The following is a 12,468-nucleotide window of genomic DNA, read 5'->3' as shown; positions in this document are numbered from 1 at the left end:
CTTTCTGGTATGAATCGCTCGGAGGTCATCCCGTCGCTCGTCCTGTCGGGGTACGCGCTGGGCCGCATCGCCGCCCAGGACGCGGGGAACGACGCCCCCGCGGCGCAGTGGCGGGTGCTCAGCCTGCTCGATCAGTCCGGTCCCCGCCGTGTCGGCGAGCTCGCCGCAGCAGCTCGCACCACGCAGCCCGGGATGACCCGGCTGCTCGGCACGCTCGAACGCGAGGGTCTCGTGCATCGCTCCCCCGATGCCGACGACTCCCGTGCCACCGTCGTCGCCGTGACCCCGGACGGGACGGCGGCCCTGACTGCCTGGCGCTCCGAGTTCCGGGAGACGATCGCGCCGCGGTTCGCCGACCTCGACGACGATGACTGGCACGCCCTCACCCGTGCGGCAGAGATCCTCGCCGCCCGCACCTCCGCAGACCGGACAGGAGAGATCCGTTGAACACCGCCCCCGCATCCCGCACCCCGTCGGTCTGGAAGCAGCCCGCCCAGGTGTGGGCCGTCGCCTTCGCGTGCGTCGTCGCCTTCATGGGCATCGGCCTCGTCGATCCGATCCTCCCGGCGATCGCGGAGTCCCTCGAAGCGACGCCGGTCGAGACGGAGCTCCTCTTCACCAGCTACCTCCTGGTCACCGGCCTCGCGATGCTCGTCACGAGCTGGATCTCCAGCCGGATCGGCGCCAAGGCCACGCTCCTGGTCGGACTCGGACTGATCGTGGTGTTCGCCTTCCTCTGCGCGATCAGCGGCAGCGTCGACGCCGTCATCGGATTCCGGGCCGGCTGGGGTCTGGGCAACGCGCTGTTCATCTCGACTGCGCTGGCCACCATCGTCGGCGCGGCATCCGGCGGCAGCAGTGCGGCGATCGTGCTGTACGAGGCTGCTCTCGGCCTCGGCATCGCCGTGGGCCCGCTGCTCGGCGGCATCCTCGGCGAGCAGAGCTGGCGCGGACCGTTCTTCGGCGTCGTCGCCCTGATGGCCATCGCGTTCATCGCCGTCCTGGTGCTGCTGCGAGGGCCGGGCGAGAAGCGCACCCCCGTGAAGTTCTCCGCCCCCTTCACCGCTCTGCGCCGTCCCGCTCTCGCGATCCTCGCCGTGGCCGCCCTGTTCTACAACATCGGCTTCTTCGTGCTGCTGGCGTTCTCGCCGTTCCCCCTGGGCTTCGGGGCCATGGGCATCGGCCTGACGTTCTTCGGCTGGGGCGTCGCCCTCGCGGTCACCAGCGTGTGGGTCGCGCCCGTGCTGATGCGCCGGATGCCGAGGACCCACGTCATCCTCACCGTGCTGCCGCTGCTCGCCGTCAACCTCGTCGTCGCGGGGCTGGTGGTCGCCGAACCTGCTGCTCTCGTCGTGTGCATCATCGTGGGCGGCCTGCTGCTCGGCGTCATGAACACCGTGCTGACCGAAGCCGTGATGGAGGCGACCGACCTCCCCCGCTCCGTCGCCTCCTCGGCCTACTCCGCGGTCCGCTTCCTCGGCGGCGCGATGGCCCCGCCGATCGCGGCTCTCCTGTGGCACCTGTTCAGCGCGACCGTGCCGTACCTTTTCGCCGCCGCCGCCGTCCTTCTGGCAGCGCTGACGATCCTCCTCGGCCGGAAGGTCCTCGCGCACATCGACGACGAACCTGCCGGCGCGACCGCGGAGGACGCGGCGGCGATCCTCGTCGGTGACGCCGGCTGACACGCTCGACTACCGTGGGGGCATGAGCGACCCCTCTTCCCTCCCCGAGCGAAGCCGACGGGTGCAGGAGCACCTCCTTGCGGCCGGTGTCGAGACCGAGATCCGGGTCCTGCCGGACTCGGCACGCACCGCTGCGGAGGCGGCGGCCGCCATCGACTGCGACGTCGCCGCGATCGCCAACAGTCTCGTCTTCCTCGCCGATGGTCGCCCCGTCCTCGTCATGACCAGTGGCGGGCACCGCGCCGACCTCGCCGTTCTGTCGCGGAACATCGGAGCGAGCGAGGTGGTCATGGCGCCACCCGCCGCCGTCCGCGAGGCCACCGGACAGGCGATCGGCGGCGTGGCGCCCGTCGGCCATCCCGCGCCCCTCCCCACCTTCATCGACAGCGCCCTGCAGCAGCACGACGCGATCTGGGCGGCGGCGGGCCATCCGCACACCGTCATGCCGCTGACCTTCGCCCAGCTGTCGAGCCTCACCGGCGGCACGGTGATCGAGGTCGTCTGACCGGATGTCCGCGCCATGCCCCATGATGGAGGCGATACCGGCCGCGGTCGGGTGACCGACGACAGGGAGGCGACGACATGTGCGGACGATTCGCGAACGACGCGACGACGGACGAGCTGATCCGGGAGTTCGTCGCCGAGGGCGGCCGACCGGAGGACTGGTGGAAGTCCTGGCACGGCGCCTACTCGATCGCGCCCACCGAGAGCGCCCCCATCGTCCGGGACCGGGGTGAGGGCCGCATCCTCGAACTCGTGCGGTGGGACTGGCAGAGTCCCCCCAAACGTCCCCAGCGCGCCCCGCTGATCAATGCACGGATGGAGAAGCTCGCCGCCGGATTCTGGGCGCCGGCGTTCTCTGCAGCCCGCTGCCTCGTCCCGATGCGCGGGTACTTCGAGTGGACAGGTGAGAAGGGGCACAAGACGCCGCATTTCCTCCACGGGGACGGCCTGCTCGCCGCCGCCGGCCTCACCTGGTCGATGGAGCACGAGGGCGAGAAGGTGCGCTGCTTCGTCGTCGTCACCAGGGAGGCGCGCGACGCCGGCGGCGAGGTGCACGACCGGATGCCCGCCTTCCTGACCCCCGACACGTGGGACGCCTGGATCACACCGGAGAAGCTCACCGGGCAGACCAAGTTGGACACGCTGGCGATGCTCGATCACACCTCCGCCGACGTCGCGGCGACGCTCCGCGGCCACATCGTGGACCGCAAGGTGAGCAACACCCGCACCGTCGACCCGTCCGATCCCACGCTTCTCGATCCGGTGGCCTGAAACGGAGAGACACGCGACGACGCACGACACCCCGGTCGGGTAGGAGAACGGGCAGAAGTGTGAAACGCTGAGCACACCCCACACCAGCGGTCATCGCGTCCGCGCCTCTTGGCACAGGTTCCCGTGGCGAGAAGGGAATCTTGCAATGGGCAAGTTCATCTACGAGAACAGCGTCAAGGTCGACATCGAAGACCGCGCTCTCACTCACATCCAGCTGGTCATGACCGCGAAGCTCCGCCGTGGCGAGCCTTTCGGCTTCACGTGGAAGGACGACGTCAGCATGGGCGGCGGCCGGACGACGGTCTGGATCCATGCCGGCAGCTCGCTCGTGTACAAGTACCACGGCAGCCGTCAGCCCAGCGTGAACCGCGCCTGGATCGAGGCTCTCGCATTCACAGCGAACGCCCCGAGCGGGCTGTATCTCGTCCCCGAGCCCGCGGAGCAGCAGCAGCCGGACGAGCGCGAGAGCGCTCTCACGCGCTCCTAACACGCCGACGGAGCGGGTTCAACCCCCCTTCGTGTCGGCCCTGTCCCTTCGTACCGTGGAGCCATGGGGAACCATACGGGAATGACGACGACGCACATCGAGATCGATGGGCACGACTTCCTCCTGCCTCGCAGCACGGACGTCGCGGACCTCATGTCTCGGATCGAAGCGGCCGCCCGCTCGCAACCGACCTTCGTCGACTTGGCGACGGGCGATGCGCTGACGAGCGTGCTCATCACCGCCCAATCCCGGGTGGTCGTCTACCTGATCCGCGAGGACACGGGGCAGGATGCCCCCATCGATGTCCGTTCGACGCTCGACTGGGATCTCTGAGGAGCACGGCCCGCTCGTAGACTGGACCGATGCTCGTCGCTCTCATCCGCCCGCGAGGATCCATGACCGTCGACGTCACCGGGACATCCCTCGAAGACGTCCACTCGCAGCTCGATGCTCATCGTGAGCCGGGCTACGCGCTCACGTCCGCCCCGGTGCGCATGCTCAAGGGCGAGGCGAAGATGGAGGCGACGGGAACGTTCCATCGCATCGACGGCGTCGAGCAGATCGAGGCCGACGACATGGCAGGCATCGAGGCCAAGGTTCCCGAGGGCTGGCAGTTGCTGTCGGTCCGTCGCGCCTGACGCGCGACCCGCCCACCCGAGCGCACGTCTACGATCCCGCGTCGCGCAGGTCGACCCGCACGCTCTGTTCGGGCTCGAAAATGCTTGCCGTGGGAGGCGTGTATCAGTCCGAAGTCGGATCAGCGTCAGCAGAACTATGGGACGTGGGCAGAGGCGGGTAACCGTCTCGGGTTCTCCGACTCAGGTTCACGTGGCGGCGTTACGGCGGGACTGCGTCCACCAATCATGTCCGGCGCGAGCTAGCCTGTCCGTTCCCAGTACCCCTCCGTCGTCGAGACAGGAAGAACGACCTTGGGTTCACTCGCGGCCTCAGTGACCGCAGCTATTGTCGTGACGCCGTCCAGGTAAGCCCTCTCTTCCTCGCCAAGGCCGGGTAGGGAGAGCGAGCCGTCGCCCTTGACTACTCCGATCAGGGCGCCATTCCGAGCGACCGGGTAAGCCGTAGCAGGCTCGAATCGCCCAGGTTCGTCGAGGACTGCGAATATCCGCTGACCCTGGAATCCCTTGCGAACCACTTGAGGGTTAGTTGTCCCGTCCAGCCACAAGGCCACTTCGATCTTCGACGACAGATCGGTCTTGGGGTCGAAGTCGTTCAGAACCTCGACGGTAAGGATCACGGTGCGCCAGGTTGCGTTCGTGTCGTCGAACTCAAGGTTTTCACGGACAATGGTGTCGTCACCGCTGACACTGTCGCGGTGGCTCGTTCCCGGCCGAACGTCCAGGACTCGCCCTTCTACTGTGGCATCGAACATCCGCACCCCAGGGTCGCCGTCCAACGAGACCTTGAAGTTGGGAAGCGTCTCCTCGAGGGTACGGTCGAACCACTCAGCATCTCCCGCACCGCTCTGGCGGGCCAACGCATCGTTGAGGCGTTCGACGTCTTCAGCGGAGGCCACAGCGCGCGTCGATGCGGGGGCGGCGGCATCGACCGTGCTGGTTCGGATAGCGCCGGTCACAATGAACCCTACGACGAGGCAAGCAACGGCCGTCGCGGAGACGATGGCGAAGCGTGTCGTGCGCATCAGGTTTCCTCTTGACTCTCAGTACGCGGCGTTCAGGTGGGCCCAGTCGTGGGAATCGCTCTCAGCCGTGGTCAACCCATTGCAACCGGCGTACGACGTCGCGCCCGACCAACGTTGAGTAGTGCCCGAAGCGAGGACCTCGAGAAGTATTCGTCGACTGCTGGAGCGATTTGACTGATGTCGTCAAGGCGTTCACTTCGGTGGGCATCTCCCAGGGTGACCATACAGCCCAGCATCCCGCCTGTCTGTCGGCTGTTCGGGGGACGGCTGTCATGTTCGAGCCCCTCCGTAGAAGACGAGCCGGCCACGCTTCACGAAGCCTGGGCCGGTGCCGGGCGTCATGCGCCACGCAGCCAGGGTGTTCTTCGCCCGGAGGAGAAATTCTTCCTCATCGGGCGTCGGGAGACGTTGCGGCCGCCTCTCGAGACTTGCTGCGCATGTAGGCGGGGCGTTGCGTGCGTCCGCCCCAGATTGAGGGACGTTGAGTTGCGCGTGGGTTGCACGCCCGGGTGCACAACGCTGCTTCGCGAACCGGAGATGCTGCGACTGCACCCGCCCCCGAAAGCAGAAAAGCCCTGTCCAGACTGGCGAGAGTCTAAACAAGGCTGTTCCGTGCACCCCCAGGGACTTGAACCCTGAACCCACTGTTCGTCCAGAGGGGTAACTGGGCGTTATCGTCCGTGAGCGTGCGCGTGTGGAATTCTGGGGAAAACCCAGTTCAAAGATCTAATTCTGAAAACGAGTCGCTACGCACGATTACGGACGTTCCCAGACGCATCCTGACCACATCCTGACTGAGGCTCACGCCTGGCCCCTAGACGCTCTACGACGCAGCTTCAAGGACGTTCGCCCATACATCGAGCGGCAGCGACAGGTCCCTGGCTCGTTTGATGAGGCCCGGAGGAAGTGGCAGTCCTTCGAGCTCCGCGATGTACGATGCTCGTCCGCTCCGCAGCTCCGAGATGTAGTCCGACGTCGAACGCGTCGCACTCTGACGGATCTCGTGTTGCCTCGCGTGCACGGAATGCTGCATGAGTCCGTGATAGTCGAAATCCAAAGGGTCACGCGAGACGTAGCCGGGGTAGTCGCAATCGATGAGAGAGGGACGTCGTCGCCACAGCTCGGCTGCGAGGTCTCGATTCACGAATCGGTGGAGGCGCGAGACGTAAAACCTGGCTGGAGCAGCTCCCGACGTTTTCAACTCGACGTGATCGCGGGACTCGCTGAAACCGACCCCATGAGAAGCGCCCGCTAGACCGAGAGATCGAAGCATGACGGAGAAGTAACCTCCATAGAGAGCGAACGGCGTGACGTCATGCTCCCGCAGCGTCCTGATTGCAGTTGCGTATGCGACGAGGCGTTGGAAGTTCTCAGGTTTCATCTCGTCAAGGTCGCTTACCCATACAACTACCTCGTCCTGGCCACTTTGCAGCGCTCCCGCAACGAGGTCCGCGGGGTCTTTGACCGCAACCACCCGACGCAGCAACGAAGATGCATTGCGGCGAGAGGCCGCTTCCACGCTGTGTTCCCAGAGCCGGTGCGAGAGATTCAGAGCATCCGGAAACTCTTCGTCCTTCATCAGGTAGGGCGGGAAGATCCACCTCGGACCCCGAGCCTCAGCGTGCGGGAGGGGGCGCTTCAGGCGCTTCGCGTACTTGTCGAACTGAGAGGGTTGCTCACCGAGGAACTTCGTATTGAAGTCGATCCACTTTGCGGCGATCGACTCCAGAGACTCATCCGTGAGAGCCGCATCGGACAGCCACCGCCCCTTCGCATCGATGGTTAGTCCGAGAATCTCCGCGAGCAGCAAGTGAGATGGCTTTGGGGAGGGCAAGTACGACTGGAACAGCGGGAATCGCGAATCGATTGCGTAGGGCAGCTTTTCCGAGGCGGAGAGCGAGAGGACGAACCCTCGGGTCGGATCTGCCTGAAACGCAGCGATGGTTCCAGGAACAATCATGCCGTCGTATTCGTCTGTCAGTTCTCGAAGCGTGCGCTGATCGGAGATCCCGAACGCCAAGAAGTGCGAGAAGGCATCGAACATGTCTTTCATCGGCGCGGTACCCCCAGTTGTGCGATCAGACGTTTGCGGACGGCAGAGCTGACTGGCTGAAGCTGCGCCTGCACAAGCACACGTGTAGTGCCAGTGATTGCGATCACCCCGACCCCGTTGGCCGCTGCGTAGTTCAGGTTCGACGGGCGAGGCAGCCCGTCAATCACGATCCAACTGCGATCGAAGCTGAGGCGGTTGTACATTGCCTGTTCCAAGACGCGACCGAAGGAACCTAGTTTCAGTTCGAACGCCGCAGTACGGTTTCGTTGACCGAGGAGTGCGACATCGATCCGACGACCGTTCCAAGCGAACTCGTTATGGATCATCGTGGTCTCGCTGATCCACCGACGGCGAGCGAGCATCTCCAGCAGCGGCGGCAGCAGCTGTGCTTCCTCGGCATTCTTGGTGTAGATATCTTGACCCCACTCGATCATGGTCATGGGTTGTCTCCATCCAGCGTCAGTGCCACGCTATGCGCCTTGTCTACGCGCCGGGCGAACCAGAGGATAACGAGAAACAGTAGACCGCCTACGACGAACACGACCGTCGCCCCCGCCAGCGCCCGAACAGCCCAATAATCCCCGTGCCACCGATAGAGGGCACCCGCTACGACGGCGGCCGTGGTCAGCGCCGCGAACGCGACCAAGAACCAAAAGACGAGTCGAGTGAGCTTCGCCACAGCCTGGAGAGACTGCTTCATTTTGTCTTGGAGGGCAATGAAGCGGAGGTAGTCTGCCACCGGCTTTTTCAGATCCCGCGGGCGTGCTTTGATGAAGAATGGGTCTTCATCAGGGTCCCACTCATCAAAAAACTCCGCTAGCAACACTTGCACTTCCCGCAGCTGCGTGATCGCGCCGTCTACGAGGCGGCTCCGAGTTTCAGCTTCGCGATCTCGGAGTTTTTGTACGAGGTTGGTAGACATCGCTGACGTGAACAAAGGCACGTAGCTCGCGAGCGCGAATGGGATCGCAATCGACAGGATGAGCGCTTGATTCACGACCGACCGCGACCCAGAATGTCGTCACGAATCAGAGATTTCTCGGTGAACTGGTCGTACCTCTCATATACATACCGCACAAGGTCGCGCAGCCGCCATCCCGAGAATCGACTCCGCAGTTCACCCGCTTCCTTTACGACGGAGTTGGGCAATTCGCTAGTCAAGGCGTCGTAGTACTCGCGCCCAACTTCAGTGAGCTTGAAGTCCCGTGTACTGAAGTCCGTTTGCACGTCGTCCACGCCGAGAAGACTTGCAGATTCCCAGGAGTCCTCTGAAGAACGGCTAAGGCGCTTCGAGTCAGTCAGCAGTCCTGCGGCGACGAGCTTGTCTACAGCCTGGTACACCTTCTGTGAGAACGGGCCAAAGTTGTATGCCTTGAACTGCGGGTCCTCCGTCAGGAGCTTGCCAGCTTCTGTCTCGCGCTCTAGCAGGAAGACGAGCTTTTCGAGCCGGGTGATCCCCCTGATCTCGCCCGCACGCTCACGTCCCCCGCCGTCCGCGCCGAGAAGCAGAACCACAGCGTCATCGACCTCGAACACCGTTTCGTCTGGCATTGGTCTCCCCTCGGGTCCACTTCCCTAGATGCGAACGCTACCTTGGAGGTACGACGCTCGCCGCTTCCCTCGACCGTACCGCGCGAACGGCTCTCCTACGAGCGCCACGTCGCTGGATCTGATCCCAACATGATGGTTTGTATCCGACCGGTCGATACTCTCTTCGACCGCACGTGGGCGATGAGAAAGCCGCCCCATCCTGGCAGGGATCGAGGCGGCTGAAGATTTGAGATCTCGTGTCGATTCTACCCGACCTGTCCCCTCGCACGCCCCGCCGGGTGCCTCTCACCGCTGAGTGGCGAGCCCGGTTCGAACGCGCCGACGCACGGTGCGCGCAGTCCATGCGGCGAGCGCGGTCACTGTCCATCCATCAAGACACGCTAAATGTAGGCACTTCTCATAGTGCGTGTTACGCACTAAACGCGACTCAGCGGATGTACTCGCTTCGCAGCAAGCTCCGCAACTGTGGGCAGGTCGGCCACAAGTGCGGCATGGCGCTCTGCGCCGTGTGCTCGACAGGCCGGGCCAGCCAGCGACGTAGAGAGCTCATGCGCGCTCTAGGAAGCCAGCACCACGGGACCGTGCTCCTCTGGACCGCCACCATTGCCAGCACGCCCGGTAGGGCGCTCCGGCCCCAGTGGGGAGATCTCTCCCGTGTGCTTGCGGAGACGCTAAAGGGCGGCTGGCTGAAGCGCAGGGGCGTAGCCGGGAGCGCACGTGCCATCGAGCCGAAGCGGGGTGATGCCGCGTGGCACGTGCATGCTCACAGCCTGATCGTATTTCCGGAATCGAAGAGCCGGGAGGATTCTCTCGCGTTCGCGCTATCGCTCCGTGAGCGGTTCCTCCAGCAGGCCGAGCGGCTGGGCATCGACGCCGGGCCACGGGGCCAGCATGTCCGCGTGGTGACAGAACTCAGCAGGGCCGTGGACTACATCACCAAAGAACGGGTTAGCGCGAACGCCACGAATAGCGCTTCCCGCCTGTGGGCATCCGTACACGCCGGGGATGCAGACGCCCTCTCGCTCATCCACGAACTGGAGGCCGGAGCGTTCCGCCGCCGAGCCTGGGAGGCCACTGGCGTCTGCCAACCGCCCATCGACTTCGATGACCTCCTCCGCAGCGGAGCCCTGGGCTAGGCGCAATCCTCGACCTCAGACACCGCGCAGCACGGTGTTTGGCTTGCGGTCGATACTCTTCCTGACCCTCAGGAGAGATCATGCAGCAGCTTGCACCAGCAACGGCCCGCCCCGGGCGTCGCTGTGTGCTGTGCTCTCACCCCGACCGCGCGCAAATCGAGTTCGATCTGACGGCGGGAACCTCATCGATTCGAGGCGTAGCGGGGCAGTACGGCCTTGCCCCTGAGTCCGTGAGGCGTCACGTCAGAGACCACCTGACCGCAGCGGCGCGTGCAGCGCTCGTGGGAGTGGACGGCGCTCCCGCGCTCACCCTTGCGAGTCGGTTGCTCGACGTGGCCGATCACGCCCGTGACACACGAGCCGCAGCAGAGGCCGCGGGGGACCACAAGACCGCACTGCACGCAGGCCAGGCAGAAGCCCGGGTGCTCGCCGTACTGGCTCCTCTCGACACTCTGGGCAGTGACATCGCTGAAGCCATCGAAGACGCTGAGGATGCCCTCCGCCTGATCGGCACCGTCGTGCGCGAGCACCCCGAGGTTGCCGCCGTCATCGTCAACGTGCTGGAGCAGAAGAACCGGTCCGACTGGGCCGATCAGATCCGGCAAATCGCAAACCCCGATTCCAGGAATGAGCTGACCTCATGAGCACCACCGAAAAGACCGCCCGCCTGGCAGAGCTGTCCGCCGAGCTGGAGACCGCCGAGCCGCTCCCCGTGGGGCAGCAGCGACTGAAGCGTGCACGAGAAGCGGCAACGGCCCGTGACGCATCCACCACGGCAGACGCCGCGCGCACGGCGAAGGCAGGAACGTGGATGCACTCCCTCGATGAGGGCGGGATCTCGATCCTGCGCAGCACTTCGATTTTCGGCGCTCCTTCCACCGTGCTCTATCGCGGACATGAGATCGAGATCGACCAGGCCATGCTGGACGCCGACCAGGACCGCTATGGCCGACCGAGCTGGAGCGCCCTTCTGGAGGATGAGGAAGCTCAGATTCAGAAATGGGGATTCGTCCGGCTCCGAGCTGGGCGTGCACCGCGAGACCTCCAGCCCTGGACCCACGGCAGCGCGCTCTGGGCGGAAAAGCGAGAAGCGGCCCGACGTGAGGCATGGGCGCAGCCGAACGCCGACGCGCGAGCTGAAGCGCTGAGGGAGGTTCAGCGCGTCTACGGCGACGCCCCCGTCACCTCGACCGTGCTGAACACGGCGAAGACCGCATCCGAGCGCGCCCACGACGAACAGGCCGAGCGCATTGCGGCGAGCGCGGCCAAGGGAACGCCGAACGTTGGGCCGAGTCGGGCGGGTGCGTGATGACGGGAACCAGCCGCAACCTGACCGACCAGCTTCGGTTTCGCGAGGCCACGGCGCTGTATCTCAACATCGCCGGACTGGACGATGCCACCGCCCGTCCGATGCGCCGGAAGGTGTCTGAGGGAATCGGAGAGACGACAGCCGATGTGACCGGCGTCGATGGTTGGTTCCTCGCAACCAGCAGCCGTGCGTCTTTCCGCATCGGTGGAGATTTGGACGCCGCTCACGCCGAGGCGAGCGACGGCAAACATGTCGCGCTCGTGCAGCACCGTCGCGAGCGCCCGCTTGGCGACAGCTTGGTCTGCATGACGCTTTCCACGTTCGCCGCGATCACCGCGCCAAGCCCCTAGCCCCGCGGGCCGGGGAGACAGCCCTTGTCTATTCGAGCCCCCGGCCCGCGGCTCACAACTTCAAATAGCCCCCGCGAGTCCTCTTGGTGAGTCTTGCGGGTCCGCTGGTCCGTTCGCTTCGTGTTCAAACTCGACGGACCAGCACCGGGTGCCGCCCGAGGTCAGAAAGGGCGGCACCCCTCGATCCCCGGCCCCCGCATCACATCCACCACCAGAAACACGGTGTAGGCAGACGCGAAGGTCAACCCTCCTGCGGGGGCCGGTCCCTCTCACACCTGGAGTTACACATGAGCAGTCGAGCCGGTCGCAAGATTCACCCCCGCGCGCCCTGGGTCGCGCATCCAGGCGTGTACTCTGCGCCCGACCCTTTCGATGCTTGGCTGGCCTCTTCGAAGCGCTCGATGCAGCAGAGCACCCCGAGCCGGTCTGTGGCCTCACAGCGCCTTCAGGCGCGTGCAGACGCCGCCACGGGCGTCACCTTGGGTGATCCTCCCCGCGTCCCGGCAGACAGCGCCGTCGTTCCGGTCTTCCTGGGCGGACAGCGCGTGCGGGTGCCTGTCGGCTGGGGAATTGCCCTCAGCTCTTCCCGTGGACGGGATGCCCTCTACCTGCACGAGCCGTCCGGCGCGCTGCACGTGCTCCTGATCGACAAGGAAGGCCAGTTGCGCGAGCTGCACGGGCTCCCCGCGGATCTCGTGGCCGATCTCGTGGCGCTGCACTTCCCCGGGCGATGAGCAAAGCAGCAACCGCGTGGGCCGTCCTCCAGGCCGCTCTGGCAACGCAGACGCCGCGGTGTGAGGGCGACGTCCGATTCATCTCCGACGACCCCGACACTCGCGCCCTGTGGGCCATCTGCCAAGCGTGCCCGGTACAAGCCGCGTGCGGCGACTACGCCCGTGCAGCACCGCGGACAGGGATCGTGGGGTACTGGGCGGGATACGCACGCGGTCCACGAACCCGACACA

Annotated in this window: 17 protein-coding genes; 12 read left to right on the top strand and 5 right to left on the bottom strand. The window is 65.3% G+C overall.

Annotation, left to right across the window (positions count from 1 at the left end; translation table 11 throughout):
* Positions 1–9: 9 nt before the first annotated feature.
* From RI211_RS07505 to RI211_RS07475, 7 genes are all read left to right on the top strand, one after another.
* Positions 10–447 carry a MarR family winged helix-turn-helix transcriptional regulator gene (locus RI211_RS07505; protein WP_315636979.1) on the top strand — a complete coding sequence of 146 codons (438 nt, stop codon included), beginning with the start codon at positions 10–12 and terminating at the stop codon, positions 445–447.
* Positions 444–1,682: an MFS transporter gene (locus tag RI211_RS07500; RefSeq protein WP_315636980.1), complete on the top strand. Its 1,239-nt coding sequence runs from the start codon at positions 444–446 to the stop codon at positions 1,680–1,682. Before RI211_RS07505 ends, RI211_RS07500 begins: the two co-directional genes overlap by 4 nt.
* A gap of 22 nt (positions 1,683–1,704) precedes the next feature.
* On the top strand, positions 1,705–2,187 hold the full coding sequence (locus RI211_RS07495; RefSeq protein ID WP_315636981.1) for a YbaK/EbsC family protein: 483 nt from the start codon (positions 1,705–1,707) through the stop codon (positions 2,185–2,187).
* A gap of 77 nt (positions 2,188–2,264) precedes the next feature.
* Complete coding sequence (locus tag RI211_RS07490) at positions 2,265–2,957, top strand: SOS response-associated peptidase (protein ID WP_315636982.1); 693 nt, start codon at positions 2,265–2,267, stop codon at positions 2,955–2,957.
* Between the two features lie 145 nt (positions 2,958–3,102).
* The gene (locus RI211_RS07485; protein ID WP_187663908.1) at positions 3,103–3,444 is read left to right on the top strand and encodes a DUF7882 family protein; all 342 of its coding nucleotides are present in this window, start codon (positions 3,103–3,105) and stop codon (positions 3,442–3,444) included.
* An 81-nt stretch (positions 3,445–3,525) separates the two neighbouring features.
* The gene (locus RI211_RS07480) at positions 3,526–3,777 is read left to right on the top strand and encodes a hypothetical protein (protein WP_268776421.1); all 252 of its coding nucleotides are present in this window, start codon (positions 3,526–3,528) and stop codon (positions 3,775–3,777) included.
* 29 nt (positions 3,778–3,806) lie between these two features.
* Positions 3,807–4,082 (top strand): hypothetical protein, encoded by a 276-nt coding sequence (locus tag RI211_RS07475; RefSeq protein ID WP_315636983.1) that lies wholly within the window; start codon positions 3,807–3,809, stop codon positions 4,080–4,082.
* A 239-nt stretch (positions 4,083–4,321) separates the two neighbouring features.
* On the opposite strand, the gene RI211_RS07470 is transcribed toward RI211_RS07475, so the two are convergent.
* The 5 genes from RI211_RS07470 to RI211_RS07450 all read right to left on the bottom strand — a co-directional run bounded on the left by RI211_RS07470 (position 4,322) and on the right by RI211_RS07450 (position 8,708).
* Positions 4,322–5,104 carry a hypothetical protein gene (locus RI211_RS07470; RefSeq protein WP_315636984.1) on the bottom strand — a complete coding sequence of 261 codons (783 nt, stop codon included), beginning with the start codon at positions 5,102–5,104 and terminating at the stop codon, positions 4,322–4,324.
* Positions 5,105–5,927: 823 nt separating this feature from the next.
* Entirely contained in the window at positions 5,928–7,148 is a 1,221-nt protein-coding gene (locus tag RI211_RS07465) for a hypothetical protein (protein ID WP_315636985.1), read from the bottom strand.
* Between the two features lie 5 nt (positions 7,149–7,153).
* A complete protein-coding gene (locus tag RI211_RS07460) occupies positions 7,154–7,597 on the bottom strand; it encodes a hypothetical protein (protein WP_315636986.1) in 444 nt (147 codons plus the stop codon).
* Positions 7,594–8,154 (bottom strand): hypothetical protein, encoded by a 561-nt coding sequence (locus RI211_RS07455; RefSeq protein WP_315636987.1) that lies wholly within the window; start codon positions 8,152–8,154, stop codon positions 7,594–7,596. Before RI211_RS07455 ends, RI211_RS07460 begins: the two co-directional genes overlap by 4 nt.
* Entirely contained in the window at positions 8,151–8,708 is a 558-nt protein-coding gene (locus RI211_RS07450) for a hypothetical protein (protein WP_315636988.1), read from the bottom strand. The genes RI211_RS07455 and RI211_RS07450 overlap by 4 nt, the downstream gene beginning before the upstream one ends.
* Before the next feature lie 581 nt (positions 8,709–9,289).
* Between RI211_RS07450 and RI211_RS07445 the strand changes: the two genes are divergently transcribed.
* The 5 genes from RI211_RS07445 (at position 9,290) to RI211_RS07425 (ending at position 12,237) form a co-directional block, all read left to right on the top strand.
* A complete protein-coding gene (locus tag RI211_RS07445; RefSeq protein ID WP_315636989.1) occupies positions 9,290–9,844 on the top strand; it encodes a hypothetical protein in 555 nt (184 codons plus the stop codon).
* Between the two features lie 80 nt (positions 9,845–9,924).
* On the top strand, positions 9,925–10,488 hold the full coding sequence (locus RI211_RS07440; protein WP_315636991.1) for a hypothetical protein: 564 nt from the start codon (positions 9,925–9,927) through the stop codon (positions 10,486–10,488).
* A complete protein-coding gene (locus tag RI211_RS07435; RefSeq protein WP_315636992.1) occupies positions 10,485–11,153 on the top strand; it encodes a hypothetical protein in 669 nt (222 codons plus the stop codon). The genes RI211_RS07440 and RI211_RS07435 overlap by 4 nt, the downstream gene beginning before the upstream one ends.
* Entirely contained in the window at positions 11,153–11,503 is a 351-nt protein-coding gene (locus RI211_RS07430) for a hypothetical protein (protein ID WP_315636993.1), read from the top strand. Before RI211_RS07435 ends, RI211_RS07430 begins: the two co-directional genes overlap by 1 nt.
* A 479-nt stretch (positions 11,504–11,982) precedes the next feature.
* Entirely contained in the window at positions 11,983–12,237 is a 255-nt protein-coding gene (locus tag RI211_RS07425) for a hypothetical protein (protein ID WP_315636994.1), read from the top strand.
* Positions 12,238–12,468: the final 231 nt, after the last annotated feature.

Origin of the sequence: Microbacterium meiriae (genome assembly GCF_032364335.1) — a bacterium.
Lineage (GTDB): Bacteria > Actinomycetota > Actinomycetes > Actinomycetales > Microbacteriaceae > Microbacterium > Microbacterium meiriae.
The sequence above is the reverse complement of the archived record's forward strand: the minus strand, read 5'-3'. Positions and strand labels throughout refer to the sequence as shown.